Annotated in this window: 30 protein-coding genes; 14 read left to right on the plus strand and 16 right to left on the minus strand. The window is 75.4% G+C overall.

Annotated features, from left to right (window positions below; translation table 11 throughout):
* Positions 1-25 precede the first annotated feature (25 nt).
* The gene (locus O7633_RS27465; RefSeq protein WP_282324462.1) at positions 26-670 is read left to right on the plus strand and encodes a hypothetical protein; all 645 of its coding nucleotides are present in this window, start codon (positions 26-28) and stop codon (positions 668-670) included.
* 202 nt (positions 671-872) lie between these two features.
* Here the strand turns inward: O7633_RS27465 and O7633_RS27470 are convergent, their stop codons facing one another.
* Positions 873-2162 carry a glycosyltransferase 87 family protein gene (locus tag O7633_RS27470; RefSeq protein WP_282324463.1) on the minus strand — a complete coding sequence of 430 codons (1290 nt, stop codon included), beginning with the start codon at positions 2160-2162 and terminating at the stop codon, positions 873-875.
* 67 nt (positions 2163-2229) lie between these two features.
* Between O7633_RS27470 and orn the strand changes: the two genes are divergently transcribed.
* Positions 2230-2826 (plus strand): oligoribonuclease, encoded by a 597-nt coding sequence (orn, locus tag O7633_RS27475; protein WP_282324464.1) that lies wholly within the window; start codon positions 2230-2232, stop codon positions 2824-2826.
* 27 nt (positions 2827-2853) lie between these two features.
* Here the strand turns inward: orn and O7633_RS27480 are convergent, their stop codons facing one another.
* Entirely contained in the window at positions 2854-3048 is a 195-nt protein-coding gene (locus O7633_RS27480; RefSeq protein ID WP_074473701.1) for a hypothetical protein, read from the minus strand.
* 227 nt (positions 3049-3275) lie between these two features.
* Here O7633_RS27480 and O7633_RS27485 point away from each other — a divergent pair, with 227 nt between their 5' ends.
* Positions 3276-3938, plus strand: a complete 663-nt coding sequence (locus tag O7633_RS27485) for a GNAT family N-acetyltransferase (RefSeq protein WP_282324465.1) — start codon at positions 3276-3278, stop codon at positions 3936-3938.
* 211 nt (positions 3939-4149) lie between these two features.
* On the opposite strand, the gene O7633_RS27490 is transcribed toward O7633_RS27485, so the two are convergent.
* The 4 genes from O7633_RS27490 to O7633_RS27505 all read right to left on the minus strand — a co-directional run bounded on the left by O7633_RS27490 (position 4150) and on the right by O7633_RS27505 (position 7590).
* Positions 4150-4848, minus strand: a complete 699-nt coding sequence (locus O7633_RS27490; protein ID WP_282324466.1) for a TetR family transcriptional regulator — start codon at positions 4846-4848, stop codon at positions 4150-4152.
* A complete protein-coding gene (locus O7633_RS27495; RefSeq protein WP_282324467.1) occupies positions 4790-5302 on the minus strand; it encodes a DCC1-like thiol-disulfide oxidoreductase family protein in 513 nt (170 codons plus the stop codon). The genes O7633_RS27490 and O7633_RS27495 overlap by 59 nt, the downstream gene beginning before the upstream one ends.
* A complete protein-coding gene (locus O7633_RS27500) occupies positions 5299-5889 on the minus strand; it encodes a hypothetical protein (protein ID WP_282324468.1) in 591 nt (196 codons plus the stop codon). Before O7633_RS27500 ends, O7633_RS27495 begins: the two co-directional genes overlap by 4 nt.
* A 222-nt stretch (positions 5890-6111) precedes the next feature.
* Positions 6112-7590: a glycoside hydrolase family 3 N-terminal domain-containing protein gene (locus tag O7633_RS27505; protein WP_282324470.1), complete on the minus strand. Its 1479-nt coding sequence runs from the start codon at positions 7588-7590 to the stop codon at positions 6112-6114.
* Positions 7591-7752: 162 nt separating this feature from the next.
* Between O7633_RS27505 and O7633_RS27510 the strand changes: the two genes are divergently transcribed.
* On the plus strand, positions 7753-8928 hold the full coding sequence (locus tag O7633_RS27510) for an ROK family transcriptional regulator (protein ID WP_282324471.1): 1176 nt from the start codon (positions 7753-7755) through the stop codon (positions 8926-8928).
* Positions 8929-9034: 106 nt separating this feature from the next.
* Here O7633_RS27510 and O7633_RS27515 read toward each other — a convergent pair whose 3' ends face one another.
* Together O7633_RS27515 and O7633_RS27520 are read right to left on the minus strand one after the other, a co-directional pair.
* Positions 9035-10042 carry an ABC transporter permease subunit gene (locus O7633_RS27515; protein ID WP_282324472.1) on the minus strand — a complete coding sequence of 336 codons (1008 nt, stop codon included), beginning with the start codon at positions 10040-10042 and terminating at the stop codon, positions 9035-9037.
* Positions 10039-10974: an ABC transporter ATP-binding protein gene (locus tag O7633_RS27520; protein WP_282324473.1), complete on the minus strand. Its 936-nt coding sequence runs from the start codon at positions 10972-10974 to the stop codon at positions 10039-10041. Before O7633_RS27520 ends, O7633_RS27515 begins: the two co-directional genes overlap by 4 nt.
* A 124-nt stretch (positions 10975-11098) precedes the next feature.
* Between O7633_RS27520 and O7633_RS27525 the strand changes: the two genes are divergently transcribed.
* Both O7633_RS27525 and O7633_RS27530 read left to right on the plus strand, forming a co-directional pair.
* Positions 11099-11941: an ABC transporter ATP-binding protein gene (locus O7633_RS27525; RefSeq protein WP_282324474.1), complete on the plus strand. Its 843-nt coding sequence runs from the start codon at positions 11099-11101 to the stop codon at positions 11939-11941.
* A gap of 44 nt (positions 11942-11985) precedes the next feature.
* Positions 11986-12885 carry a ribokinase gene (locus O7633_RS27530; RefSeq protein ID WP_282324475.1) on the plus strand — a complete coding sequence of 300 codons (900 nt, stop codon included), beginning with the start codon at positions 11986-11988 and terminating at the stop codon, positions 12883-12885.
* A gap of 37 nt (positions 12886-12922) precedes the next feature.
* Here the strand turns inward: O7633_RS27530 and O7633_RS27535 are convergent, their stop codons facing one another.
* The 3 genes from O7633_RS27535 to O7633_RS27545 all read right to left on the minus strand — a co-directional run bounded on the left by O7633_RS27535 (position 12923) and on the right by O7633_RS27545 (position 14920).
* Entirely contained in the window at positions 12923-13642 is a 720-nt protein-coding gene (locus O7633_RS27535) for a hypothetical protein (RefSeq protein WP_282324476.1), read from the minus strand.
* A 38-nt stretch (positions 13643-13680) separates the two neighbouring features.
* A complete protein-coding gene (locus O7633_RS27540) occupies positions 13681-14163 on the minus strand; it encodes a DUF6232 family protein (protein WP_278132748.1) in 483 nt (160 codons plus the stop codon).
* A 232-nt stretch (positions 14164-14395) separates the two neighbouring features.
* Positions 14396-14920, minus strand: coding sequence for a DUF6232 family protein (locus O7633_RS27545; RefSeq protein ID WP_282328660.1), 525 nt, complete (start codon positions 14918-14920; stop codon positions 14396-14398).
* Positions 14921-15019: 99 nt separating this feature from the next.
* On the opposite strand from O7633_RS27545, the gene O7633_RS27550 reads away from it, so the two are divergent.
* The 4 genes from O7633_RS27550 (at position 15020) to O7633_RS27565 (ending at position 19388) form a co-directional block, all read left to right on the plus strand.
* Positions 15020-15793: an enoyl-CoA hydratase-related protein gene (locus O7633_RS27550; protein ID WP_282324478.1), complete on the plus strand. Its 774-nt coding sequence runs from the start codon at positions 15020-15022 to the stop codon at positions 15791-15793.
* A 70-nt stretch (positions 15794-15863) separates the two neighbouring features.
* Positions 15864-17486 (plus strand): acetolactate synthase, encoded by a 1623-nt coding sequence (locus tag O7633_RS27555; RefSeq protein ID WP_282324479.1) that lies wholly within the window; start codon positions 15864-15866, stop codon positions 17484-17486.
* Between the two features lie 121 nt (positions 17487-17607).
* Positions 17608-18582: an ATP-binding cassette domain-containing protein gene (locus tag O7633_RS27560; protein WP_282324480.1), complete on the plus strand. Its 975-nt coding sequence runs from the start codon at positions 17608-17610 to the stop codon at positions 18580-18582.
* Positions 18579-19388 carry an ABC transporter permease gene (locus tag O7633_RS27565; protein WP_278132753.1) on the plus strand — a complete coding sequence of 270 codons (810 nt, stop codon included), beginning with the start codon at positions 18579-18581 and terminating at the stop codon, positions 19386-19388. The genes O7633_RS27560 and O7633_RS27565 overlap by 4 nt, the downstream gene beginning before the upstream one ends.
* 21 nt (positions 19389-19409) lie before the next feature.
* Here the strand turns inward: O7633_RS27565 and O7633_RS27570 are convergent, their stop codons facing one another.
* Genes O7633_RS27570 through O7633_RS27580 form a run of 3 tightly spaced genes read right to left on the minus strand, consistent with a single transcriptional unit; the run spans position 19410 to position 20548 of the window.
* Complete coding sequence (locus tag O7633_RS27570) at positions 19410-19814, minus strand: PLD nuclease N-terminal domain-containing protein (protein WP_282324481.1); 405 nt, start codon at positions 19812-19814, stop codon at positions 19410-19412.
* Between the two features lie 27 nt (positions 19815-19841).
* The gene (locus O7633_RS27575; protein ID WP_282324482.1) at positions 19842-20159 is read right to left on the minus strand and encodes a DUF202 domain-containing protein; all 318 of its coding nucleotides are present in this window, start codon (positions 20157-20159) and stop codon (positions 19842-19844) included.
* The gene (locus O7633_RS27580; RefSeq protein WP_178063704.1) at positions 20156-20548 is read right to left on the minus strand and encodes a DUF202 domain-containing protein; all 393 of its coding nucleotides are present in this window, start codon (positions 20546-20548) and stop codon (positions 20156-20158) included. Before O7633_RS27580 ends, O7633_RS27575 begins: the two co-directional genes overlap by 4 nt.
* Before the next feature lie 41 nt (positions 20549-20589).
* Between O7633_RS27580 and O7633_RS27585 the strand changes: the two genes are divergently transcribed.
* The 4 genes from O7633_RS27585 to O7633_RS27600 all read left to right on the plus strand — a co-directional run bounded on the left by O7633_RS27585 (position 20590) and on the right by O7633_RS27600 (position 23760).
* The gene (locus tag O7633_RS27585; protein ID WP_282324483.1) at positions 20590-21387 is read left to right on the plus strand and encodes a GNAT family N-acetyltransferase; all 798 of its coding nucleotides are present in this window, start codon (positions 20590-20592) and stop codon (positions 21385-21387) included.
* 2 nt (positions 21388-21389) lie between these two features.
* The gene (locus O7633_RS27590; protein ID WP_282324484.1) at positions 21390-21797 is read left to right on the plus strand and encodes a hypothetical protein; all 408 of its coding nucleotides are present in this window, start codon (positions 21390-21392) and stop codon (positions 21795-21797) included.
* A gap of 211 nt (positions 21798-22008) precedes the next feature.
* Entirely contained in the window at positions 22009-22788 is a 780-nt protein-coding gene (locus tag O7633_RS27595; RefSeq protein WP_278132772.1) for an electron transfer flavoprotein subunit beta/FixA family protein, read from the plus strand.
* Positions 22789-22800: 12 nt separating this feature from the next.
* Positions 22801-23760: an electron transfer flavoprotein subunit alpha/FixB family protein gene (locus tag O7633_RS27600; protein WP_178063708.1), complete on the plus strand. Its 960-nt coding sequence runs from the start codon at positions 22801-22803 to the stop codon at positions 23758-23760.
* A gap of 122 nt (positions 23761-23882) precedes the next feature.
* Here the strand turns inward: O7633_RS27600 and O7633_RS27605 are convergent, their stop codons facing one another.
* On the minus strand, positions 23883-24680 hold the full coding sequence (locus O7633_RS27605) for an anti-sigma factor (protein WP_282324487.1): 798 nt from the start codon (positions 24678-24680) through the stop codon (positions 23883-23885).
* A complete protein-coding gene (locus tag O7633_RS27610) occupies positions 24634-25239 on the minus strand; it encodes a sigma-70 family RNA polymerase sigma factor (RefSeq protein ID WP_074473735.1) in 606 nt (201 codons plus the stop codon). The genes O7633_RS27605 and O7633_RS27610 overlap by 47 nt, the downstream gene beginning before the upstream one ends.
* Between the last annotated feature and the right edge of the window lie 101 nt (positions 25240-25340).

Raw genomic sequence — 25340 nt, forward strand, 5'->3', positions numbered from 1 at the left:
CCAGGCCACGGAAGGAACGACACGGATGCGGATCGCTCGCGCGCTCGTCGGCATGCTGCTGCTCACCATCGGTATCCCGGCGCTACTGGCCGCAGGCGTGTTCGGCGTCCTGTCCCGGCACCCCGACGCCGCCGGCGGGTTCACCGTCGGAGTCGGGGCGGTGGCCCTCCAGGCGCGCGTGGCCGCCGACTGGTTCCCGGCCGCCGCCTGGCTGCTGGCCACCCTCGGCGTCCTGCTGGTGGCCTCCGCCGCGCTGCTGCTGCGCCCGGCGCGACCGCGCGAGGTGGTCTTCGTGGTCGAGCCCGACCAAGTTCCGGCGCTCGCCGACCGGCTCGGGGTGACCTCGCTCAGTGGGCTGGGCGCGCGTCCCGCGCCGGACCCGGCCGTGCCCGCCGACCGGCAACTGGTCGCGGTGGGCGCGGCGGCCGGGCGGCCCCGGCCCGCGTTGGGCCCGGCCCCGGCCCGTCGCCCGGCCACCCTCGCGGACCTGGCCCCGCCGCCCTTCCCGCCCGGCCCGTCGGCCCGCCCGGCGTCGTCGTCGGGGTCGTCGGCGCTTGCGGGCCCGCCGGCCTGGCCGCCGGCCGCGCCGGAGGCCACCACCCGGCCGGTACGCGTCGAGCCGCGCCGCATCCGCCCCGCCGCGCCCAGCGCCCGCCGCCGGCACCCCTGACCCGGTGCCCGGCGGGGCGGCCCGGTGCCCCAGCGGGGCGGTGAGCGGGGAACCCCTCTCGACCGGAGGCGTTAAGCGGGGGCCCTTCCTCGCACGGCAGGCGAGCGGCCCTCCGTGCTGCCGACACGGAGGGCCGCCTGCACCGGGGGATCGGTGCCACGGGGAATGCCCGAGGTATGGGTAAGATTAGCCGGTAACGACGCTACTCGGGACAACTGTCCATTTGGTGCGATTTCTCGCCCTGGTGGGCGGAAGCCGGGGCGGGGCGGGCGACGGGCAGGGCCGCCACCAGCAGCAGGCTCAGCAGCACGTAGGCGTTGCGCGCCAGGAACTCGCCGGGCGAGTCGGTGGGCACCGGGGCCACCCCCCAGTCGTGGAACGACACCACCCCGTAGCCGATCAGCGCGCCGGTGCCGACGGCCAAACCGGTCAGCCACCGTCTGCGTCGGGCCCCGGCCGGCGTCGTCGGGTCCGTGCCGAGCGCCCCGTCGGCGAGCAGCACCACCGCCGGCACGAACCAGTAGATGTGGTGGGTCCAGGTGATCGGGCTGACCAGCGCCCCGACCAGGCCGGTCAGCGTCAGGCCGGTCAGCGCGTCCCCGGCGCGGGCGGCCCGGGTGGCCCGCCACAGCCCGTACCCGGCGACCAGCAGGGCCAGCGCCAGCCACAGCGCCCGGCTCGGCTCGGCGGGCGCGGTGAGCCGGCTGAGCAGCCCGAACAGCGACTGGTTGCCGGTGTAGTCGGTGCGCCCCACCCGGTCGGTCGCCCACAGCTCGTGGGTGAAGAACCGCCACGAGTCCGCCGGCGCGACGGCCGCGGCGAGCAGCGTGGCGCCGGCGGCGGTCGCCGAGGCCACGGCCGCGTCCCGCCACCGCCGCGTGGCCAGCAGGTAGACGATGAAGATGCCGGGGTAGAGCTTCAGCGCGGTGGCCAGCCCGACGCCCACGCCCGCCCAGCGCCGGTGCTGCGGCACGGCGAACAGGAGGTCGGCCAGGATCAGCACGACCAGCAGCATGTTGATCTGGCCGAAGGTGATCGTCTCCCGGGTGCTCTCCACGGCGAAGACCAGCAGCACCCCGACGGTGAGGGTGAACACCCGGGGCAGGCCGTGCCGGGCCACGACCGGGGCGAGCAGCCACCGCGTGGTCACCACCACGCCGAGCACGGTGAGGACCGTGAAGACCGCGATCGTCAGCCCCAGCGGCAGCAGCGCGAACGGGCGCAGCAGCAGCGCGCTCACCGGCGGGTAGGTGAAGTACAGCTCGCCCTGCACCCGGTCCGGCTGCACGTAGTCGTAGAGCGGGTGGCCGGCGGCCCACCAGTCCATCGCCCGCATGTAGATCTTGAGATCGAGGAAGTCGTGCTTCAGTCCCGGCAGGTACAGCGCGGGCAGCACGGCCGCCAGGGCCAGCACCGTGACCAGCCGGCGGACCCGGCGGCCGCCCGGCTCGTCGGCGGTCACGGAGGGTGGCGCGATCGGTTCAGCTGGCACGGGGAAACCCTAGCGGTCCATCCCGCGTACGCCGCCGAGGCGCGAGGGTGCGGGCTGCGCGTAGGCTGTGCGCGTGGCTGATCTCCTCGTCTGGATCGACTGTGAGATGACCGGGCTGGACCTCGGCAGGGACGCCCTGATCGAGGTCGCCGCGCTGGTCACCGACCCCGACCTCAACGTGCTCGGCGACGGGGTCGACGTGGTCGTCCACGCCGACGAGGCGGCGCTGGCGGCGATGCCGGAGATCGTGCGCACCATGCACGGCAAGTCCGGGCTGACCGAGGAGGTCCGGCGGTCCACCGTGACCCTCGCCGAGGCCGAGGACCTAGTGCTCGACTACGTCACCAGCCACGTGAAGGACGCCCGCTCCGCCCCGCTGTGCGGCAACTCGATCGCCACCGACCGGGGCTTCATCGCCCGGGACATGCCGCGCCTCGACGCCCACCTGCACTACCGGATGATCGACGTCTCCTCCATCAAGGAGCTGTGCCGGCGCTGGTATCCGCGGGTCTACTTCGGGCAGCCCAAGAAGGGGCTGGCCCACCGGGCGCTGGCCGACATCCGGGAGAGCATCCGCGAGCTGGAGTACTACCGGCGGACGGTCTTCGTGCCGCGGCCCGGCCCGGACGTGGACACCGCGAAGGCCATCGCCGCGCAGCTCTGAGCCCACCCGGCCCCGCGTCGGTCCGGGTCAGCGGGCCGTCAGGCCGCGCCGGGTGGAGCAGCCGGCCGGCAGCCGGTTCAGCTCCGCCCAGGACAAGGCCGGCCGGGCGCCGCGCGCGTTGCGGGCCTCCCGGTATGCCGGCTGTGCCGGGAACCACCCGCGCGTGCCCCGCCGGCGCCGCTCGGCGTCCTGCTCGTGTCGGTCCTCAGGCAGATTCGGCATGACCTTACCGTCCCAGAGAAAGTTGTACATGTATGGAAATAGATATGACGTGGTCGGAGCGCCCCGGGTTCCCGCCGCCGACGATGTGACGGCGCGCCGCCCGTCGTCGGCGGCCCCGCTGCCCGCCCGCCCCCGGGCCCCCGCCGACCCGCGCACGGCTGCGCGCCCACCGGCGTACCGTGATCATGTCGGCGCCCCCCGGCGGGCGCGGCGGAGGGAGGCGACCGGTGGGCGACCGGCGGCTTTACCTGCACCTGGTGACCTGGCTCGGGCGGTGGCCGCCGGGGCCGGGGCTGCACGTGGTCGGCTCGTACCGGCGTGACCTGCCCGCCTGGGACGGCCGCCTCCGCCCGGCGATCGCGGTCGGCGACGGGCGCGGCACGGTGCTCTCGGTCGCGCCCCGGCACGTCCCGGCCGTCCGGGCGCTCGCCGCCCGGTCGCACCGGCGGCTGCTCGCCGGCCTGCCGGGTGCCGTCACCCACCCCCGCTGGGTGCCCAACGACGACGTGTTCCGGTGGACCCTGGCCCCGGCCCCGCTGCCGGAGGTGGGGGAGTGGGTCGCGCCGACCGAGCCGGGGCTGCCCCGGTGGCTGGGGCTGTTCGACCGCGAGGTGCTGGTGGTGCGGGACGCCGACGGGCGGTACCTGGCCGGCGTGGCGATCAAGCGGCACGACGCGCACGGTCACGAGCTGGCCGTCGGCACGGTGCGGGCCGCCCGGGGCCGGGGGCTGGCCCGGCGGTTGGTGGCCCAGGCCGCCCGGCGGGTGCTCGACGAGGGGGCCGTGCCCACGTACCGGCACGACCCGGCCAACGGCGCGTCGGCGCGGGTGGCGGAGGCCGCCGGCTTCCCGGACCGGGGCTGGCGGTCGTACGGGGTCTATCCCCCGTGAGCCGGGCGCGGACCGTGGATCCCGGGCCGGATCCACGGTCCGCGCGGCCTCCCCCCAGGTCCTCCCCGTGGCACGGCCGGTCGCTCCCGCCGGCCGCCGTCTCGCCCATGACGCTACGTAACGAGATCGGCGGCAGGCAAGGGGAGTCGGCGGGTCGGCGGTGTCGTCTAACGGACTTGACCTGCGCCTTGATGTCGCGCCGGGTCAAAGGTCAGTGACGCAGCGTGCGGATGAGGGTGATCGCCTGGCGGGTGGCCGGGCGCAGCACCCGCAGCCGGGACAGGCCGACGAGGCGGTCGACCAGCGGCACCGCACCGTCGACGAGCTGCCGGGTCTTCGCCTGCCCGGGGGAGCGGTCGTGCACCCAGTAGAGGATCATCCCCAGGTACGCCAGCCAGAGCAGCTCGGGCAGCTCCGGGCGCAGCTCGGGGTCGACCTTCGCGGTCGAGCCGTCGAGCACCTCGCGGAACAGCGCCACCGACGCCTGCCGGGGCGCGGCGGACTCGGCGGAGAACGGGCTCAGCGGCGACGTCGGCTCGGCCGCGGTCTTGAAGAACGTCCCGGCGAACTCGTGGTACGGGGTGAGCACGTCGAGGCCCGCGTGCAGCACCCCGGCCAGCCGCTGCCCGAACCCGGTCTCCCGCGCCAGCACCGCCGCCGCGGCGGCCCGGTGCTCCACCTGCGTGCCCGCGTAGAACTCCTGGATCAGGTGGTCCTTGGAGCCGAAGTAGTAGTACGCGTTGCCGACCGCGACGCCCGCCTCCTGGGCGATGGCCCGCATGGTGGTGCGGGCGTAGCCGCGCTCCCGGAACATCCGCAGCGCGGTGTCCAGGATGAGCCGCCGCGTCTGCTCACCCCGGACGGTCGCCGCCTCGCCCGCAGCGGTCGTCGGCGCAGTCTGCTCGGTCATCGTCGTCACCGTATCCCGGTTCGGGGCCGGCCGATCCGTCCCACTCCTCGCGGACCAGCCCGCGGACCGACGAGGCGGCGGCCACCATCCGCCGGGCCAGCGGCATGAGGTGCGGCCGGGCCAGCCGCTCGGCCGTGGCCCGGTGGTCCGCCAGCGCCCACAGGCAGGCGAACCAGGCCCCGTCGCCCGCGTACACCTCGCCGGTGTCGGCCACCACGGTCAGGTCGCGCAGCGTGGCGTCGTGGTCGAGGCCGGGGAAGCGCCGCCGGGCCTCGGCCGACCCGGCCGGCACGAACTCCAGGGGTACGAGCTGGGCGCGCGTGGCCAGCCAGCGCCGGGCGGCCCGGCACAGCGGGCAGTGCGCGTCGTAGAGGACGGTGAGGCCGCCGGTCCCACCGCCCCCGTGTGCGGTGGGACCGGCGTCGCCCGCCGGAACGGGAGAGTGTCCGCTCATCGGGCCGGCGGGACCGGGCCGGCGCCCGTCGCGCCACCGTCCGGGGCGGCCGGAGGCCCGGCAGGCTGCGGGCCGGCGGGGTGCGGGGCGACTGGGCGCGGGCCGGTGGGCTGCGGCGCGCTTGGGTGTGGCCCGGCGGGGTATGGGGCGACCGGGTACGGCGCGTGCGGCGCGTGCGGGCCTGGCTGGGCGGGCGGCGGGGCGAGCCGGGCGACGGGTGCCACCGGGGGGTGCGTGGCGAGCTGGCGCAGCCGGCCCCGGCGGTAGCGGCCGAGCGCGAACACGTTGAAGAAGTGCAGCGCGCCGAGCACCAGCAGCACCAGCCCCACCTTCAGGGACAGCTCCTCCATCGCCTGGCTGGTGCCGGTGACCGGGTCGCGGTGCCGCATCGCCACCGTGACGTAGCCGAGGTTGAGCAGGTAGAAGCCGACGACCAGGAGGCTGTTCACGGCGCGGGCCAGCCGCTCGTCGGCGAAGACCTCCTCCAGGAAGACCAGCCCGTTGCGGGACAGCGACCGCGCCACCCAGACGGTCAGGCCGATGCTGACCGCGAGGTAGACCAGGTACATCCAGACCTTGACGTCCATCCCGGCACCTTCCTTGAACACGTTCAAATTCAGGTCGTCCTCAGCGTAGGGCACAACTTGAACGCGTTCAAGAGCGGGCCGTGGCGCCGATGATCGTCTGTCGGTTGGTGAGACGACACGCCGCGGCTTCTCTCGCGGAGCAGCAGGCGATCATGGCTGCCGCCCCCGCCCCCGCCCCCGCCCCCGCCCCCGCCCCGCCTCGTCCCGGTGGCGGTGGCTCGGTCAGCCGGTCAGGCCCAGCGCCCGGGCCGCCGCGTGGCCGTTGGCGTGGCTCGCGCCGTACGTGGTGACGAACGCGCGCGCCCCCGCCGGCCGCCACCGCCCCGGCCAGCCCATCTCGACCACGACCACCGGGTGCGCGGCGGCCAGCGCGTCCGCCAGCGCCGCGCCGCCCGGCAGCCGGTGCAGGTGCCGACCGACCAGCACGATCGGCCGCTCCCCGGCGTGGGCGCGCAGGGCCGCCGCGTCCGCCTCGGCGGCCACCACCCGGATCTCCTCCGACCTGGCCAGGTGCGGACCGAGGCCCCACGGCACCCGCCCCTGCGCGATCGTGGTCGCGGCGTCCAGCCGTACGACGAGGGGCCGGCCCAGCCCGGCGACGTCGCCCTCCACCCGGACGGCGCGCCGCGCGGCGGCGTACCCCAGGTCGGTGGGGGTGGGCGCCGGCGGGCGGGCGGCCCCGTGCGCGGCGGCGAGCGCGGCGGCCCGCGTTCCGGCGGCGAGCGCGGCGGCGCGGCCGGCGGCCTGCTCGACCCGGGCCCGGTCGAGTCGGCCGTCGCCCAGCGCGGCGACGATCTCGGCGGCGACCCGCTCGACCAGGCCGGCGTCGACCCGCGCGCCGATGCAGAGCAGGTCCGCCCCGGCGGCGAGCGCCAGGACGGCGGCCGGGCCGACCCCGCCGGCGGCCAGCGCCGCGCCCTGCATCTCCAGCGCGTCGGTGATCACCGCCCCGGTGAAGCCCAGCTCGCGGCGGAGCAGGTCGACCAGGACCGGGCGGCTGAAGGTGGCCGGGCCGTCGCCGGTGAGCGCGGGCACCCGGATGTGCGCGGTCATGATCGACTTGACCCCGGCGTCGACGACCGCCGCGAACGGGGGCAGGTCGCGCTCGCGCAGCAGCGCCGGGGACGCGTCGACGGTGGGCAGCTCGTGGTGGCTGTCGGCGACCGTCGCGCCGTGGCCGGGGAAGTGCTTGGCGCAGGCGGCCACCCCGGTCGACTGGAGCCCGGCGACGGCTGCCGCCGAGTGGACGGCCACCCGGGCCGGGTCCGCGCCGAAGGAGCGGGTGCCGATCACCGGGTTCTCGTCGGCGGTGTTCACGTCCACCGTCGGGGCGAGGTCCACGGTGATCCCCAGGGCGGCCAGCTCGCCGCCGATCGCCGCGTAGACCTGCCCGGTCAGCGCCGGGTCGTCGACCGCGCCGAGGGCGGCGTTGCCCGGGTACGGGCTGCCGGTCGCGTGGGCGAGGCGGGTCACGTCCCCGCCCTCCTCGTCGATCGCGACGAGCACGTCGGGCCGGGCAGCGCGCAGCGCGGCGGTGCTCGCCGCCACCTGGGCCGGGTCGTGCACGTTCGTGCCGAACAGGGTGTGCCCGGCGAGCCCCTCGGCGACCAGCTCGACGGCCCAGTCCGGCGGGACCGGCCCCGGGTACGCGGCCAGCAGCGTGCCCAGCGCGAGCCGGCGCAGTCCAGGATCGGTCGCCACGGAGGTCTCCCCTCTGCCGTGCCCGGTCGGGCGCGGTCGTCGTACCGGAGGCGTCGGCGGGTGCCGGGTCGTCCGAGTACCCAGGTCCGGGGCGGCCGTTACGCTACGGTCACCCGCGTGTCGGTTTGGTTAGCAAAGTTTACGAAAATTTGAGGACGTGGCATGAGTGCGACCCGCCTGCCCGGCACCCCCCGCCTGTTGCGGGCGCTCAACGACCGCGCGGCGCTGGAGCTGCTGCTGGAGCAGGGGCCGCTGACCCGGGCCCGGCTCGGCGAGCTGACCGGGCTGTCCAAGGTCACCGCCTCCCAGCTCGTCGAGCGGCTGGAGGAGCGCGGCCTGGTCGCCCGGGTCGGCGAGCAGGCCGGCGGGCGGGGCCCGAACGCCCAGCTGTACGCCGTCCGGCCGGGCTCGGCGTACGTGGTGGGGGTGGACGTCGGCGCCGAGCGGGTGGTGGCCGCCTGCGCGGACATCACCGGTGCGGTCGTCTCCCGGGTGGAGCAGTCCACCCGGGACACCGACGACCCGGTCGGGGTGGTGCACAACGCCGTCGTCCAGGCCGCGAGCGGCGCGGGGGCGGAGCTGTCCAGCGTGCGCCGGGTGGTGCTGGGCACCCCCGGCCTGGTCGACCCGGCCAGCGGCGACATCACGTTCGCGTTCAACCTGCCGCGCTGGCACCGGGGCCTGCTCGCCGCGCTGCGCGAGGACCTGGCCACCCCGGTGGTCTTCGAGAACGACGTCAACCTGGCGGCCGTGGCCGAGGCGCAGTCCGGGGCGGCCCGGGACAACCGCGACTTCGTGCTGGTCTGGGTGGGCGCGGGCGTCGGCCTGGCGATCATGCTCGGCGGCCGGCTGCACCACGGCAGCAGCGGCGCGGCCGGCGAGATCGGCTACCTTCCGGTGCCCGGCGTGCCCATCCCGCGCGACGTGTCGCGCCGGGCCAAGCCGGCGTTCCAGCAGCTCGCCGGGGCCGACGCGGTGCTCGCCGTGGCCCGGGAGCACGGGCTGCCGGCCGACTCGGCGGCCGACGCGGTGCGCGCGGCGATCGCCGCCGGCACCGCCGGCGGCCCGCTGCTCGACGAGCTGGCCCGCCGGCTGGCCCTGGGCGTGGCGAGCACCTGCGTGGTGCTCGACCCGCCGCTGGTGGTGCTCGCGGGCGAGGTCGGCCAGGCCGGCGGGGCGGCGCTCGCCGAGCGGGTGCAGCACGAGGTGGCCGCGATCACCCTGGTCCGGCCCCGGGTGGTGCCGACGGGGCTGACCGAGGAGCCGATCCTGCACGGCGCGCTGCGCACGGCCCTGGACGCGGTGCGCGACGAGGTCTTCGGCAGCACCGTGGGCTGACCCCGCGCGGCTCATGTGAAGGAATTCTTCACCACCGCGCGGGGTGCTGCAACGTGTCGCCGCGCCTGGCGGGCGGCCCGGCGAGGTGTGGTGCCCGGCGGGCGGCTCAGGCGAGGTCGCGGCGACGGAACGCGCCGAACGCCGCCGCCGTCAGCGCGCCGACGAGCACCAGCAGCACCACCAGCCCGAGCCCCCAGCCGATCTGGTAGCTGCCGTCGCAGTAGCCGCCCACCCCCCGGCAGGCGGTCGCGTCGGAGAGCCGGGCCTCGCCGGTCAACCACGCGTCGAGATACGTGGAGAGCATCCAGTCCTCGCCGCGCGGCAGGCCCACCACCTCCACCACCACCCGCAGGCCCAGCTCCCACACCACCGCGTACGCGGTCACCGCGCCGAGCGCCGCCGCCGTCCGCCGGCCCAGCGTGGCCAGGGCGAAGCCGGCCGTCGCGACGAGCAGCACCAGCACCAGCCCGCGCAGCCAGACCAGCCCCAGCCCGGGCCAGAAGTCGCCGCCCGTCACCCCGGGCAGCCCGGCGCCCTGCCCGATCAGCCAGAACACCCCCAGGTACGCCGCCGACGCCAGCACCGACAGCAGCGTCACCGCCCCCAGCAGGGTGCCCAGCTTCGCGCCGAGCACGGCGAGCCGCCGGGGCCGCCAGATCAACAGGTTCACCACCCCGCCGGTGGACAGGTCCGCCCCGATGTACGACGCACCCACCAGGAACCCGAACAGCACCAGGAACAGGACGAGGAAATAGAGCAGCGGCCGGGCCTGGTCGGCGAAGGTGAACACCCCGTGGAGATAGTCGGCGGCCACCGGCAGCCGGTCGCGCTGCCCCGGGTCGAACACCGAACAGTCCGGCGGGTAGTCCTGGGCCTCCTCCGGCGGCAGCGTCCCGCGTACGGCCGCCAGGCACTGCTGGAACGTCTCCTCCAACGCCTGCCGCTCCGCGGCGGCGCTCTGTCGCGCAGCGGCGATCTCGGTGAACGACGGCCGGTGCGAACCCACCAGCGCGGTCGCCGCCGTGATCGCGAACGCCAGCACCAGCAGCGCCAGCATGAGCCGCACGAACCGGCGTGCCGCCAGCCGTTCCCACTCGGCCCGAACCAGGTTCATGCCCCTGCCTCCCCGTCGTGCGTGCCGCCGTCGGTCAGCTCCAGGAAGACGCTCTCCAGGTCCGGCCGCAGCGGGACCAGCTCGCGTACCCACAGCCCCTGCTCGCCGAGCAGCCGGCTGACCTCGCCGGCGTCGGACACCCCGCCGACCACCAGGTGGTCGGGGCGCTCGCCCACCATCAGGTCGGCGGCGCGCAGCAGCTCCGCCGCCCGCTCGGGCTCCGGCACGCGCACCAGCCACTCGTGCCGGTCGTGGCCGGCCAGCACCTCCGCGACCGGGCCGGAGGCCACCCGCCGCCCCGCCGAGACGATCGTCACGTGGTCGCAGATCAGCTGGATCTCGCCGAGGATGTGGCTGGACAGCAGGACGGTCACCCCCGCGTCGGCCAGCGACCGCATCAGGTCCCGCATCTCCCGGATGCCGGCCGGGTCCAGCCCGTTCGCCGGCTCGTCGAGGATCAGCAACTCCGGCTCCTTGAGCAGCGCCGAGGCCACCGCGAGCCGCTGCCGCATGCCCAGCGAGTAGCCCCGCACGTCGTCCTCGCCCCGGTCGAGCAGCCCCACCTGGGCCAGCACCTCGTCGACCCGCCGGGTCGGCACCCCGCCGGCCAGGGCGAGCAGCCGCAGCGTGCGGTGCCCGGTGAAGTTGCCGAAGAACTGCGGGGTCTCCACGATCGCGCCGACCCGGGCGGCCACCCGCGCCTGCGCCCGCGGGACGTCCTCGCCGAACAGCCGCATCCGGCCGGAGTCGGCGCGGACCAGGCCGAGCAGGGCGCGCAGCGTGGTGGTCTTGCCCGAGCCGTTCGGCCCGAGGAAGCCGTGCACCTCACCCCGCCCCACCAGCAGGTCGAAGCCGTCCACGGCGACGTGCCGGCTCCGGTACGGGCCGTGGAACGTCTTGCGCAGCCCCTCGATCTCGATGACGGCGCTCATCCGACGTGCTCCCGGTGTGACATCCGCGCCTCCCCCGTGCGGTGACCAACGACACGGCGCCCCACCCTAGGGCGTGGACGCCGCCCGTGGGGGGCGGTGTGGAGGTGCGTGGTTGGATGGGCGGGTGACTGGTGACCTGATCCCCGGCGCCCCCGCCGCCGCCCCCGCCGCCAGCCCCGTGGACGCGGATCTGGTGGTCAGCCTGGACGGCGTCGCCGTACGCCGGTCCGGCACCGCGCTGCTGCACGACGTGCACTGGCGGGTCGAGCTGGACGAACGCTGGGTCGTGCTGGGCCCCAACGGGGCCGGCAAGACCACCCTGCTGAACCTGGCCGCCGGCCGGCTGCACCCGACGACCGGCGTCGCCCACGTGCTGGGCGAGCGCATCGGCCGCACCGACATCAACGAGCTGCGCACCCGCATCGGCCTGTCGACCGCGGCCCTCGCGGGGCAGGTGCCCGCCGAGGAGCTGGTCGCCGACGCGGTGGTCACCGCCGCCTGGTCGGTGGTCGGGCGCTGGCGGGAGAGCTACGACCCCGCCGACGAGGCGCGGGCCCGCGCCCTGCTCGGCCAGCTCGGCGTCGGGCACCTCGCCGACCGGGCCTTCGGCACCCTGTCCGAAGGGGAGCGCAAGCGGGTGCAGATCGCCCGCGCGCTGATGACCGACCCCGAGCTGCTGCTGCTCGACGAGCCCGCCGCCGGCCTCGACCTGGGCGGGCGCGAGGACCTGGTGGCCCGGCTGGCCGAGCTGGCGGCCGACCCCGACGCCCCGGCGCTGGTCCTGGTCACCCACCACGTCGAGGAGATCCCGCCCGGGTTCACCCACGCGCTGCTGCTGCGCGAGGGCGTCGTGGTGGCCCAGGGGCTGCTCGGCGACACCCTCACCGCCGACAATCTCGCCAAGACCTTCGGCCTGCCGCTGACGGTCGAGCGCCACGGCGACCGCTGGACGGCCCGCGCCGCCTGAGCCGCGTCCGTGCGGCCGCAGTGGCCGGAACAAGGGAGGCAACCGTGCGGCAGACCCGCGTCGCCGTCGTGGGCAGCGCCAACATGGACCTGGTGGCCACCGCCGGGGCCCTGCCCCGCCCCGGCGAGACGGTGCTCGGCAGCGACTTCGTCATGGTGCCCGGCGGCAAGGGGGCCAACCAGGCGGTCGCCGCCACGCGGGCCGGCGCGTCCTGCGCCTTCCTCGGCGCGATCGGCTCCGACGCGTTCGGGGTGACCCTGCGGGCGCGGATCACGGCGGCGGGCGTCGACACCGGGCATCTCCGGGTGGTCTACGGGGCGTCCGGCGTCGCCCTGGTGATGGTCAGCGCCGACGGCGAGAACGCCATCCTGGTCACCCCCGGCGCGAACGCCGCGTTCACCGGCCTCACCGAGGCCGAGCTCTCCGCCGTACGCGACGCGGACGTCCTGGTCGCCCAGCTGGAGATCCCCGTGGCGACGGTGACCGAGGCGGCGCTGGCCGCCCGGGCCGCCGGCACCCGGGTGATCCTCAACGCCGCGCCCGCCCGGCACGTGCCGGCGGAGCTGCTCGACGCCGTGGACCTGCTGGTGGTCAACGAGACCGAGGCGCGCATGCTCACCGGCGCCGGGCGCGACGACCCGGGCGCGCTGCTTGCGCTGGTGCCCCGCGCGGTGCTGACCCTCGGCGGCGCGGGCGCCTGGTACGTCGCGCGCGACGCCGCGCCGGTGCACGTCCCGGCGGTGCCGGTGGAGGTGGTCGACTCGACCGCCGCCGGGGACGCGTTCACGGCCGCGCTCGCGGTGGCCTGGGGGGAGGGGCGGGACCTGCGGGCGGCGGTGCACTGGGCGGCGGCGGCCGGCGCGGCCTGCGTACGCCGGCTCGGCGCGTCCGTGGCCCTGCCCAGCCGGGCCGAGATCGACCAGCTCTACGCCCCGCCGGCCTGATCCACCCTGGTCGGCCGGCCCCACCCGCCGGACCGGCTCACTCGTCGGTCAGCTTCTCGCCCCGGCGGCGGAGCATGCCGAGGCCGGGGATGCCGGCCACCGCGAGCTTCAGGTCGCGGGTGACGTCGAGCAGGTCGTGCAGGTCGGGGCCCACCCGGTCCAGCGTCGCCAGGATCGGCAGCACGTCGGCGGTCAGGTGCTCCCTGAGCTTGGGCAGCTCGTCGACGAGGCGGATGGCCGCGGTCACCTCCTCGTGGCTGAGCTGCTCGACGAACCGGGCCGCCATCGGCGCGCCCCGGCGCAGCGCCGGCTCGTACGCGGCCAGCAGCTCGGCGGCGGTGCCGGCCGCCGCCGCGGCGGCGGTCACGGTCCCCGCGGCGCGGTGGGCCACCGCGTCGGCCTCGGCGACCACGGTGCCGGCGGCGGCGGAGACCCGCTCGGCCTCGCCGACGACCACGGCCGCGGCGGCGGCGACCTCGGTGGCGGTGTCGATCGCGGTGGTCGCGGCGGCACTGATCACGGCGACCTCCCGGACGGCGCTCTCGGCGTCGTCGAGGATCCGGTCGGTGCGGTCCAGCGTCCCCTCGATCCGGTCCACCACCCCGTTCACCCGGTGCAGCAGCGCCTCCACCCCGTCGAGCAGCGCGAAGGCGCGGGCCGGCAGGGCGGCGACGGAGGCCGCCGAACCGAGCGCCTGGTCGAGTGCGGAGCGGGTGAGGCCGACGACGGCGGACGGCCGGGGGAGGGGAAGCACCATGCCCTCCAGTGTGCGCGGGACGGGCCAGTGCCGCCCGGTCAGCCCCGGTCGCCCTGCTGCTCCACGGCCCGCTGCACGGCGCGGTAGATCTGCCCGAACCGCAGCGCGTCCGGCGTGCTCAGCAGCATCACCTCCCGCCCGTGGTGCTGCACCCACAGCTCGTTGACCCGGTTGCCCCGCTCGTACGAGCGGTCGAGCCAGCCGAGCGGCACCTCCAGGAACGGGACCAGGGCCAGCGCGCCGACCGCGCAGGCGGCCAGGATGATCAGGGCGAGGGTCCAGTTGCCCCGGTCCTGCGCGGACCAGGCGAGCGACACCACGCAGACCAGCGCCACCAGCGGCGGCAGCGACAGCAGGAGCACCAGCACGCCCCGACCGATCACCCGGCCGCGCACGGCGAGGGTCGTGCGCCCGCGCGCGTGCCAGACGTAGGTGACGTCGGCGAGCAGGATGGTGTGGCCACCCACCCGGATCGACTCGGAGGTCACCTGCACCGCGTCGTCCTGGTAATAGATGGCCATCACCAAGCCTAACCGCCGCCGGGCGTGCCCGCCCAGCCCGGCGAGGGACGTTCGGCGCGCTAGGGAGCTGAGTCGGCTACGACATCAGCTCCCTAGTCTGGCTGAAGCCCCTGCTGGGCGGGGCCACGTGGGATCCGCCTCCCTCGGGCCGCCGCGAACGGCCGCCGGGCACGGGCCCGCCGCGCACCGGCCGGGGCGGGGCGGGGCACCGGCCGGGGTCCGCGCCGGGGCGCTACGGCCTGACGGCGCTTCCCGGCGGGCGGCCGCCGGTCCGACCGAACCGCTCCGCCTGCCCCGCCTGCGCCTGCCCCGCCTCCACCGCCCGCTGCACCGCCCGGTAGATCTGCCCGAAGCGCAGCGCGTCGCCCGTCTGCACCAGCCGCACCGGCTGGCCCCGCCAACGGGCCCACAGCTCCCACTGGCGGCTGCCCCGGGCGTACGAGCGGTCCAGGCGCTCGAAGAGGAAGTCGGCGACCGGCCCGACGGCGAGCCCGACCAGCACGGAGGCCCCTACGATGGCGATCGTGACGGTCAGCGAGCGGTGCAGCCACAGGGCGAGCGCCACCCCCAGCGCGGCGGCTACCAGCGGGGCGGCGAGCGCCGCGCCGATCGCGCCCCGGCCGGCGAGGACCCGCCAGGACCGGCTGCCGCGCAGGTGCCAGACCACGCTGATCTCGGCCAGCGGGTACGTCCGGCCGTCCGCCCGCACCGCCGTGGAGGTGACCTGCACCGACCTGTCGTCGTAGTACGTGACCATGGCGGCCTCCGGTGGGGCAGGGGCGGACATCAGACTATCTGCCCCAACGATCCGGGCCGTAAGGTTGGCACGCGACTTCGACGAGGAAGTGAGGGCAGCGTGAGCGAGTTCGTGCGGCTGGAGACCAAGGACGGCATCGGCACCATCCGGTTGGACCGGCCGCCGATGAACGCGCTGAACAAGCAGGTCCAGGAGGAGTTGCGCGCCGCCGCCGCGGAGGCCACCGCCGACCCCGGGGTCCGCGCCGTCATCGTGTACGGCGGCGAGAAGGTCTTCGCGGCCGGCGCGGACATCAAGGAGATGGCCGTCATGTCCTACGTGGACATGGCGGAGCGGGCGGCGGACCTGTCCAGCGCGCTGGGCGCGTTCGCCCGGATCCCCAAGCCGGTGGTCGCCGCGATCACCGGGTACGCCCTCGGTGGCGGCTGCGAGCTGGCCCTGGCGTGCGACTGGCGGGTGGTGGCCGAGGACGCGAAGCTCGGCCAGCCGGAGATCAAGTTGGGCGTCATCCCCGGCGCGGGCGGCACGCAGCGGCTGGCCCGGCTCGTCGGCCCGGCCCGCGCGAAGGACCTGATCATGTCGGGCCGGATGGTGGACGCGCAGGAGGCGCTGCGGATCGGCCTGGCCGACCGGGTCGTGCCGGCCGCCGACGTGTACGCCGCCGCCGTCGAGCTGGTCACCCCGTACCTGAGCGGGCCGGTGCAGGCGCTGCGGGCGGCGAAGCTGGCGGTCGACGCCGGCCTGGACATGGACCTCACCTCGGGCCTGGCCTGGGAGACCCAGCTCTTCGCGGCGCTGTTCGCCACCGACGACCGGCGCGAGGGGATGGCCGCCTTCGTCGAGAAGCGCAAGCCCGACTTCACCGGCCGCTGACCCGAGCCTGGTTCACATTCTGCCTACCGGCCAGTAGCGTGTGACTCCGGCCACGGCGAGGGGAGCGGCGATGACGGAGCGGGTCGAGGGTCACGGCGGACAGTTGGCGCTCGCGGCGCTGCGCGCGCACGGCGTACGCGAGATGTTCACCCTCTCCGGCGGGCACGTCTTCCCGCTCTACGACGCGGCGCACACCGCCGGCTTCCCGCTCTACGACGTGCGGCACGAGCAGTCGGCGGTGTTCGCGGCCGAGGCGGTGGCCAAGCTCAACCGCCGCCCCGGCCTCGCCGTGCTCACCGCCGGCCCCGGCGTCACCAACGGCGTCTCCGGGCTGACCAGCGCCTTCTTCAACGCCTCGCCGGTGCTGGTGCTCGGGGGCCGGGCCCCGCAGTTCCGCTGGGGCTCCGGCAGCCTCCAGGAGATGGACCACCTGCCGCTGGTCGCCCCCGTCACCAAGCACGCCGAGACGGTGTTCGGCGCCGACGACATCCCGCGCGCGGTGAGCGCGGCGCTGACCACCGCGCTCACCCCGCACCGGGGCCCGGTCTTCCTCGACTTCCCGCTGGAGGCGATCTTCTCCGTCGGCGACGCGGAGCTGCCCGAGGCGGTCGCGCCCGCCCCGATCGAGGCCGACCCGGAGGAGGTGGCCCGGGCCGCCGGGCTGATCGCCGCCGCCCACCGCCCGGTGCTCATCGCCGGCTCCGACGTGTACGCCGGGAACGCCGTCGACGCCCTGCGCGCCGCCGCCGAGGCGCTGCGGGTGCCCGTGTTCACCAACGGGATGGGGCGCGGCGCGCTGCCCCCGTCGCATCCGCTGGCCTTCGCCAAGGCCCGCCGGGCCGCCCTGTCCGGCGCCGACGTCGTCGTCGTGGTCGGCACCCCGCTGGACTTCCGGCTCGCCTTCGGCGACTTCGGCGACGCGCGGGTCGTGCACGTGGTCGACGCGCCCAGCCAGCGGGCCACCCACGTCACCCCGGCCGCCTCGCCCGCCGGTGACCTGCGGCTGATCCTCACCGCGTTCGCCGAGCACCCCGGCGACCGGGCCGACCACGACGACTGGATCGCGCGGCTGCGCGAGGCCGAGGACGCCGCGAAGGCCCGCGACGCCGAGGCGATGGCCGCCGAGACCGACCCGATCCGCCCGGCCCGCGTCTACGGCGAGCTGCGCCGGGTGCTCGCCCCCGACGCCATCACCATCGGCGACGGCGGCGACTTCGTCTCGTACGCGGGGAAGTACCTGGAGCCCGCCCAGCCCGGCACCTGGCTCGACCCGGGCCCGTACGGCTGCCTCGGCACCGGGATGGGCTACGCGATGGGGGCCCGGGTCAGCCACCCCGACCGGCAGGTCTGCGTGCTGATGGGCGACGGCGCGGCCGGCTTCTCGCTGCTGGACGTCGAGTCCCTGGTGCGCCAGCAACTCCCCGTCGTGATCGTGGTCGGCAACAACGGCATCTGGGGGCTGGAGAAGCACCCGATGCGCGCCATGTACGGCTACGACGTCGCCGCCGACCTCCAGCCCGGCCTGCGCTACGACAAGGTCGTCGAGGCCCTCGGCGGGGCGGGCGAGACGGTCGAGAAGGCCGGCGACCTCGCCCCGGCCCTGGAGCGGGCCTTCGCCTCGGGCGTGCCGTACCTGGTCAACGTGCTCACCGACCCGGCCGACGCGTACCCCCGCTCGTCGAACCTGGCCTGAGCGCCACCGCTTAATTCGGGGGACTCCCGGCGTCTGTCGTCGTAACGTCAGCCGAGGCTCGGCAGTTTGTCAGTGCCGTCGGCCAGTTGGCGTGACACATGCACAGACGACAGGAGTTTCCATGACGTACGCGATCCGGGCGGAGGGCCTGGTGCGACGCTTCGGCGCCACCACGGCCCTCGCCGGAGTCGACCTCGCGGTCCCCAGCGGGACCGTGTACGGGCTGCTCGGGCCCAACGGGGCCGGGAAGACCACCACCGTGCGGGTGCTCGCCACCCTGCTCGCCGCCGACGAGGGTCACGCCACCGTCGGCGGGTACGACGTGCGCCGCGACGCCCACCGGGTGCGCCAGCTCATCGGCCTCACCGGCCAGTACGCCTCGGTCGACGAGGCGCTCACCGGCACGGAGAACCTGCTGCTCATCGGCCGGCTGCTCGGCCTCTCCCGGGCCGACGCCCGGGCCCGGGCCCGGGAGCTGCTCGCCCGGTTCCAGCTCGCCGACGCCGCCGACCGGGCGGCGAAGACCTACTCCGGCGGCATGCGCCGCCGCCTCGACCTGGCCGCCAGCCTGGTCGGCCGGCCGCAGGTGCTGTTCCTCGACGAGCCGACCACCGGGCTCGACCCGCGCAGCCGCAACGACCTGTGGGACACCGTGCGCGGCCTGGTCACCGACGGGGTGACGGTGCTGCTGACCACGCAGTACCTGGAGGAGGCCGACCAACTGGCCAGCGAGATCGCCGTGGTCGACCACGGCCGGGTGATCGCCCACGGCACCCCGGAGGAGCTGAAGGCCAAGACCGGCGGCCAGGTCCTCACGGTCCGCCCGGTGGACCCGGCCGACCTGGCGACCGTGGTGGCCATCGCGGGGGAGGCCGCCGCCGCCAGCCCGGAGGTCGCCCAGGGCGCCGTCACCGTCGCGGTCAACGGCCCCGGGGTGCTGCCCGGCATGGTCCGCCGCCTCGACGACGCCGAGATCCCCGTGGCCGAGCTGGCCCTGCGGGGCGCCAGCCTCGACGAGGTCTTCCTGCACCTCACCGGCCACCGCGCCGAGCCCGACAGCCCGTCCGGGGCCGACCTGGAGAGGACGCCGGCATGACCGCCGCCACCGTCACCGCCCCGCTCGCCCCGGCCCGCCGCCTCGGCGTGGGCGCCGGGCTGCGGCACACCCTCACCCTGGCCTGGCGCAGCCTGGTGCAGATCAAGCACAACCCGATGGAGCTGGTCGACCTCAGCATCCAGCCGGTGATGTTCGTGCTGCTCTTCACGTACGTCTTCGGCACGGCGATCTCCGGCTCGCCGGGGGAGTACCTCACCTTCGCCCTGCCGGGCATCATCGTGCAGAACGCCCTGTTCGCCACGATGACCACCGGGTTCGGGCTCAACAACGACCTCACCAAGGGGGTGTTCGACCGGCTACGCGCCCTGCCGATCGCCCGCTGGGCCCCGCTGGCCGGGCGGATCCTCGCCGACACCGTCAAGCAGGCGTGGTCGGTGTCGCTGTTGATCGGCGTCGGGGCGATCCTCGGCTTCCGGCTCGGCAACGGGGTGGTCGGACTGCTCGGCGCGTTCGCCCTGCTGCTCACGTTCTCGCTGGCCGCGGCGTGGATCTCGGTGCTGGTCGGGGTGCTGGTCAGCGAGCCCGACAAGGTGCAGATCTTCGGGTTCATGGTGATCTTCCCGCTCACCTTCACCAGCAACGTCTTCGTCCCCACCGACCGGATGCCGGGCTGGCTCCAGCACTGGGTCGAGGTCAACCCGGTGACGATCCTGGCCGACGCCCTGCGCGGCCTGCTGGTGGGCGGCCCGGTGGTCGGCCCGGCGATCCAGGCGATGATCTGGGCCGTCGTGCTCGCCGCCGTCTTCGCGCCGTTGGCGGTCCGGGCCCTGCGGCGTCGCGTCTGACGCCCGCCGGGGGCGGCCCGGTCACACCTCGGGGCGGTTCTCCTCCCGGGGCGGGTCGCCCTCGCGGTGGCGCAGGTCGTCCTCGCGCCGGCGCAGGTCCTCCTCCCAGCGGCGGAACAGCTCGGCGTCCTGCCGCCGGGCGCGTTCGGCCAGGGAGTCGAGGAACTCCGGGTCGTCGTCCGGGGCGAGCGGCCGGCGCGGACCGCCGGCTGCCGACCGGGGCGTGCCCGGCCCTCCGGCGGGGCGCTGCCGGCCGGCGAGGAACCAGGTGATCGCGCCGACCAGCGGGAAGAACAGGATGACCAGCACCCAGGCGAACCGGGGCAGCCCCCGGACCGCCCCCTCCTCGGCGGAGAGGCAGCTGATCAGCGCGCACACCGCGAGCGCGATCTGGACCAGGAAGAGCAGGACGTACAGGCGGGCCATCTCCCCATCATGGCGCACCCGCGCCCGTCAACCCAGTCCGCGCAGGACGAGCAGCACGCCCAGCGTGGCCTGCCACGCGGCGGCGAGGGCCAGCGCCGGCATGGTGCGGGAGGCGGCGCGCACCGGGCCCGACCCGACGGCCCGGCCCCAGCACAGGGCGAGGGCCGCCGCCCAGCCGGCGACCGCCGCGCCGGCCAGCACCGCCCCCGTGGCGTCCCCGGTGAGCGCCAGCCGGACGGTCAGCACGGTGACGGCGGTGAGCGCGAGCAGGCTGCGCCGCCAGGCGAGACGGGTGCGTTCGGGTTGCAGCCCCGGGTCGCCGGCCGGGGCGCGGCCGACGGTCACCGGCCGCCGACCGCGCGGGCGAGCACCGCGATCACCAGCAGCACCGCGCCCAGCCCCACGGCGAGGGCGAGCACGGCGGGGAAGCGGGACGCCGGCAGTTCCTCGCCGAGCCGGATGGCGCGTTCGGTGCGGGCCCAGTGGTCCACTGCCCGCACGGCGACGGTGCCGCCGAGCAGCAGCAGCGCGATGGCGATCGCCTCGCGCAGGTGCGCCAGCGGCAGCGGCGGGAGGAACTGGGCGGCGGCCAGCCCGCCGGCCACCAGGGCCAGCCCGGTGCGCAGCCAGGCCAGGAAGGTCCGCTCGTTGGCCAGGGAGAAGCGGTAGTCGGGCGTGCTGCCCACCGACCGCAGCTCCCGCGGGTCGAACCACCGCCGTACCGTCTCCCACACGCCGCCGATTATCCGCTTTGTCCAGGGCATAGGTTGGACGGGTGACTGATCTTGACGCGACGACGCTGCGCGAGGCGTACGACAACCAGCTCAAGGCGTGGGCCCCGGACCCGCTGCCGGCGGGCGTGACCGTGGAGCGGGACGGGCCGCTGGTGCGCGTCCTCGGCCTGGACCACGGGGGCTTCCTGACGTACCGCGACCTGGACGGCCTGACCGGGGCGGCGCTGGACGACCTGATCGCCCGCCAGGTGGAGCTCTTCCGCGCGCGGGGCGAGTCGGTGGAGTGGAAGCTGCACGGCCACGACGAGCCCGCCGACCTGCCCGACCGGCTGCGGGCCGCCGGGTTCGTGCCGCAGGAGCGGGAGACCGTCGTGGTCGGCCCGGTCGCGCCGCTGGCGGCCACGCTCCCGGTGCCCCCCGAGGGGGTACGCCTGCGCGAGGTGACCGCCCGCGCCGACCTGGAGCGCATCGCGGCCATGGAGGAGGAGGTCTGGGGCGAGTCCCGGGGCCACCTGATCGAGGGCCTGGGGAGGGAGATCGCCGCCGACCCGCAGTCGATCACGGTGGTGGTCGCCGAGGCGGGGGAGACCGTGGTCAGCGCCGGCTGGGTGCGTTACGTGGCGGGCACCGGCTTCGCGACGCTGTGGGGCGGCTCGACGCTCGCGCAGTGGCGTCGCCGGGGGATCTACCGGGCGCTGGTCGGCTACCGGGCGCGGCTGGCCGCCCAGCGGGGCCGGACGCTGTTGCAGGTGGACGCCTCCGAGGACAGCCGGCCGATCCTGGAGCGGTTGGGTCTCGTCCCGGTCACCACCACCACGCCCTACATCTACACTCCGTGACCATGGAGCAGCCGCTGACGGACGAGGAACGACTCACCCTGAAGACGGGCGCGTTCGGCGCGGTCTTCCTGGTGTCGAACGCCGACCCGGGCATGTTCGCGATGCTGCGGGAGAGCTTCGCCGCGTCGGGGGCGATGGCGGGGGCGAGCGGCCCGGTGAAGGAGGCGCTGACCACCGGCCCGCTGCCGAGGCTGCCCCGGGACTCGGCCCTGGAGGTCGAGGCGGTGGTGCTGCCGGCGCTGGGCCGGGCGGTGGGGATCCTGCGCGCGAAGTCGCCGGGGGACGTCGCGGCGTACCGGTCGCTGGTGCTGGCCGCCGCCGACCGGGTGGCGCGGGCGCACCGGGGGGTGACGCCGGCCGAGGCCGAGGTGATCGACCGGATCCGGGGCGCGCTGGCCGAGCCGGCCTGAGCGCGTGCGGCGCGGCGCGCCCCGGCGGCCGGGCACGCGGTGAGCTGTGTCACCCTGAGGCCCCCGGGAGCCGATGCTACTTGTGGGTAACATTGGCGCGTGGGCAAGTGCACAGCAGCCCGTGGTTGACCGATCGTTAAGTTTCGCGGGAGGCTGCGCCCGTGACCTGGCGAGGGATCGCCACACCAACAGGAGGGGTCGTCGAAGCGCGATGAACATTGTCGTACTCGTCAAGCAGGTGCCCGATTCGGGCGCGGACCGCAACCTGCGTCCTGACGACAACACCGTCGACCGCGGTTCGGCGAGCAACGTCATCAACGAGATGGACGAGTACGCCATCGAGGAGGCGTTGAAGATCAAGGAGGCGCACGGGGGCGAGGTGACGATCCTGACCATGGGTCCGGACCGGGCGACCGAGTCGATCCGCAAGGCGCTGTCGATGGGGCCGGACGCCGCCGTGCACGTCGTGGACGACGCCCTGCACGGCTCCTGCGCCGTGGCCACCTCGAAGGTGCTCGCCGCCGCCCTCGGTCAACTCGCCGCCGACCTGGTGATCTGCGGCGCCGAGTCGACCGACGGCCGGGTCCAGGTCATGCCGCACATGATCGCCGAACGGCTCGGCGTCGCCGCGCTGACCGGCGCGCGCAAGCTCACCGTCGAAGGGTCCACCCTGACCGTGGAGCGGCAGACCGAGGAGGGCTACGAGGTGGTCACCGCCTCGACCCCGGCCGTCGTCTCCGTCTGGGACACCATCAACGAGCCGCGCTACCCCTCGTTCAAGGGCATCATGGCCGCCAAGAAGAAGCCGGTGCGCACCCTCTCCCTGGCCGACCTCGGCGTCGCCCCGGCCGAGGTGGGCTTCGACGGCGCGACCAGCACGGTGCTGGAGCACAGCAAGCGCCCGCCGCGCTCCGGCGGCGCGAAGGTCACCGACGAGGGCTCCGGCGGCGCGCAGCTGGTCGAGTTCCTCGCCACCGAGAAGTTCGTGTGAGGGGTGCAGGTCATGTCTGAGGTTCTCGTCGTCGTCGAAGCCACCCGCGAGTTCGGCGTCAAGAAGGTCACTTTGGAGATGCTCACCCTCGCCCGTGAGCTGGGCACGCCCGCCGCGGTCGTGCTCGGTGGCCCCGGCGCGGCCGAGGCGCTGAGCGCGAAGCTGGGCGAGTACGGCGCGGAGAAGATCTACGCCGCCGAGAGCGAGGAGATCGACGGCTACCTGGTGGCCCCGAAGGCCACCGTGCTGGCCGACCTCGTCAAGCGGGTCCAGCCGGCCGCCGTGCTGCTCGCCTCCGCCCAGGAGGGCAAGGAGATCGCCGCCCGGTTGGCCGTCAAGCTGGACAACGGCATCCTGACCGACGTGGTCGCCCTCGCCGCCGACGGCACCGCCACGCAGGTCGCGTTCGCCGGCTCGACCATCGTCACGTCGAAGGTCACCCGGGGCCTGCCGCTGGTCACCGTGCGGCCGAACTCGCTGACCCCGGCCCCGGCGCCCGCCACGCCCGCCGTCGAGCAGCTCACCGTGACGGTGGGCGACGCCGACAAGCTGGCCAGGGTCGTCGACCGGGTCGCCGAGCAGAAGGGCTCCCGCCCCGAGCTGACCGAGGCGTCCGTGGTCGTCTCCGGCGGGCGCGGCGTCGGCAACGCCGACAACTTCAAGCTGGTCGAGGAGCTGGCCGACCTGCTCGGCGGGGCCGTCGGCGCGTCCCGCGCGGCCGTCGACTCCGGTTTCTACCCGCACCAGTTCCAGGTGGGCCAGACGGGCAAGACGGTCTCCCCGCAGCTCTACGTGGCGCTGGGCATCTCCGGGGCGATCCAGCACCGGGCCGGCATGCAGACCTCGAAGACCATCGTCGCGGTGAACAAGGACGGCGAGGCGCCCATCTTCGAGCTGGCCGACTTCGGCGTGGTGGGCGACCTGTTCAAGGTCGTGCCGCAGGCCGCCGAGGAGATCCGCAAGCGCAAGTGAGCCGCTCCCCGGGGCGACCCGGGCGAGACGCCGAAGGGGGCCACCCGGGATCGGGTGGCCCCCTTCCGCCGTTGTCGACGGGGAGCTGATCGGCGGGCCGGGGAGCTGATCCGGCCCGCCGATCAGCCCGTCAGGGTGCCCCTCAGCAGGCTGTCGCCGGAGTGGGCGGGCTTGTTGTCGTACTGCTCGGCGGAGACGTCCACCACGGAGTAGGTCCGGAGGTCGACGTTCGGCGGCAACGGTAGCAGCGCGTCCCCCGTGCCGGAGTTCAGCACGCCGACCGAGAACATCCGCATGGTCGCCGGGTCGATGAGCCAGACCTCGTAGTACCCCGGTACCGCCGGGAGATTCGCCACGTGCAGGTGCAGTTGGTTGTCGGTGAACACCCGGGCGTCCCCGTTGGCGTCGCGCGGCGTCGTCCCGTACGCGGTCAGGGACCCGCTGGCCAGCACCACGCGCTCCGGCGCCCGGGGCTCGTCGGCCCGGCCCGACAGCACGGCGAAGGTGCCCGCCACGCCGACCGCGGCGGCGGCGGCCGCCGTGACCGCCGTGACCGCCCAGCGGGGCAGCCGGCGTCGCCGCCCACCGGCCCGCCCGGGCCGTGACGCGCCGCTTTCCGCTCCTGCGCCGCCGCCCGGCGTCGGGGCGGCCGCCGACACCCCGGCGGCGCGCCGGTCGCCGAGCGAGGGCAGCGCCTCGGCCGCCGCGACCTGCGCGACGATCCCCTGCCACACGTGCTCGGGCGGGTCGGGCAGGTCGCCGAGGCCCTGGGTGCCGGCGCCGAGGCCGGCGACGTGCCGCAGGCCGTTCACCTCGGCCCGGCAGTGCGCGCAGGCGTCGAGGTGGCGGGCCTCACCGTCGTCCGCCTCGCTCTCACCGAGCGCCAGGAAGACCAGCCGGTCGTGGTCCAGGTGCTGCACCGTCCACCTCCCATCTGCGTTTCAGGCTCGCCATACCCCGGCGGATGTGGCTCTTGACCGTCCCCAGGGGCACCCCGGTCACCGTCGCGATCTGCTGGTGGGTCAGGTCGTCGTAGAACGCCAACTCCAGCATCCGGCGTTGCTCGTCGGGGAGCCGGGCCAGCTCGTCGGCCACCACCAGCCGGTCGACGACCGTGTCCGGGTCCGGGCCGGTCGGGGCCGGGTCGGGCAGTTGCCGCACCGTCTCCACCACGCGGGTCTCCCGCGCCGAGGCGCGCAGCCGGTCGACCACCTTGCGCCGGCCGATGCCGAGCAGCCAGCCGATCAGCGACCCCCGGGTCGGGTCGAAGGTGTCCCGCCCCAGCCAGGCCGCCACGAAGGTCGCCTGGGTCACGTCCTCCGCGTCGCTGCGGTTGGCCAGCGTGCTGGTGGCCAGGTGCAGCACCGCCCGGCCGTACCGGTCGTACGCCTGGCGCAGGGCGGCCTCGTCGCCCGCGCGGAACCGCTCGGCGAGGTCGTCCTGGGGTGGTGGCTCGGGTTCCTGTTGCACCGCTGTCACCGGGCGGTTCGCCTTCCGTGGAGCATGCCCGACTGTAACCCCCGCCGTCATCGCCCCACCTTCGCGCCTCGTGCGTCCGCACCTGTCTCACCTGCTCTTCG

It is taken from the genome of Micromonospora sp. WMMD712, from assembly GCF_029581295.1.
Classification (GTDB): Bacteria; Actinomycetota; Actinomycetes; order Mycobacteriales; family Micromonosporaceae; genus Micromonospora; species Micromonospora carbonacea.

Excerpts from the sequence above, each read along its gene's own strand:
- O7633_RS27535 (WP_282324476.1), bottom strand. The coding sequence starts at position 13,642 with ATGGTGCTTCCCCTCCCCCGGCCGTCCGCCGTCGTCGGCCTCACCCGC.
- O7633_RS27545 (WP_282328660.1), bottom strand. The coding sequence starts at position 14,920 with ATGGTCACGTACTACGACGACAGGTCGGTGCAGGTCACCTCCACGGCG.
- O7633_RS27520 (WP_282324473.1), bottom strand. The coding sequence starts at position 10,974 with ATGAGCGCCGTCATCGAGATCGAGGGGCTGCGCAAGACGTTCCACGGC.
- O7633_RS27600 (WP_178063708.1), top strand. The coding sequence starts at position 22,801 with ATGTCTGAGGTTCTCGTCGTCGTCGAAGCCACCCGCGAGTTCGGCGTC.
- O7633_RS27560 (WP_282324480.1), top strand. The coding sequence starts at position 17,608 with ATGACGTACGCGATCCGGGCGGAGGGCCTGGTGCGACGCTTCGGCGCC.
- O7633_RS27500 (WP_282324468.1), bottom strand. The coding sequence starts at position 5,889 with ATGGACGTCAAGGTCTGGATGTACCTGGTCTACCTCGCGGTCAGCATC.
- O7633_RS27510 (WP_282324471.1), top strand. The coding sequence starts at position 7,753 with ATGAGTGCGACCCGCCTGCCCGGCACCCCCCGCCTGTTGCGGGCGCTC.
- O7633_RS27565 (WP_278132753.1), top strand. The coding sequence starts at position 18,579 with ATGACCGCCGCCACCGTCACCGCCCCGCTCGCCCCGGCCCGCCGCCTC.
- O7633_RS27480 (WP_074473701.1), bottom strand. The coding sequence starts at position 3,048 with ATGCCGAATCTGCCTGAGGACCGACACGAGCAGGACGCCGAGCGGCGC.
- O7633_RS27595 (WP_278132772.1), top strand. The coding sequence starts at position 22,009 with ATGAACATTGTCGTACTCGTCAAGCAGGTGCCCGATTCGGGCGCGGAC.
- O7633_RS27465 (WP_282324462.1), top strand. The coding sequence starts at position 26 with ATGCGGATCGCTCGCGCGCTCGTCGGCATGCTGCTGCTCACCATCGGT.
- O7633_RS27540 (WP_278132748.1), bottom strand. The coding sequence starts at position 14,163 with ATGGCCATCTATTACCAGGACGACGCGGTGCAGGTGACCTCCGAGTCG.
- O7633_RS27590 (WP_282324484.1), top strand. The coding sequence starts at position 21,390 with ATGGAGCAGCCGCTGACGGACGAGGAACGACTCACCCTGAAGACGGGC.
- O7633_RS27555 (WP_282324479.1), top strand. The coding sequence starts at position 15,864 with ATGACGGAGCGGGTCGAGGGTCACGGCGGACAGTTGGCGCTCGCGGCG.
- O7633_RS27515 (WP_282324472.1), bottom strand. The coding sequence starts at position 10,042 with ATGAACCTGGTTCGGGCCGAGTGGGAACGGCTGGCGGCACGCCGGTTC.
- O7633_RS27495 (WP_282324467.1), bottom strand. The coding sequence starts at position 5,302 with ATGAGCGGACACTCTCCCGTTCCGGCGGGCGACGCCGGTCCCACCGCA.
- O7633_RS27570 (WP_282324481.1), bottom strand. The coding sequence starts at position 19,814 with ATGGCCCGCCTGTACGTCCTGCTCTTCCTGGTCCAGATCGCGCTCGCG.
- O7633_RS27490 (WP_282324466.1), bottom strand. The coding sequence starts at position 4,848 with ATGACCGAGCAGACTGCGCCGACGACCGCTGCGGGCGAGGCGGCGACC.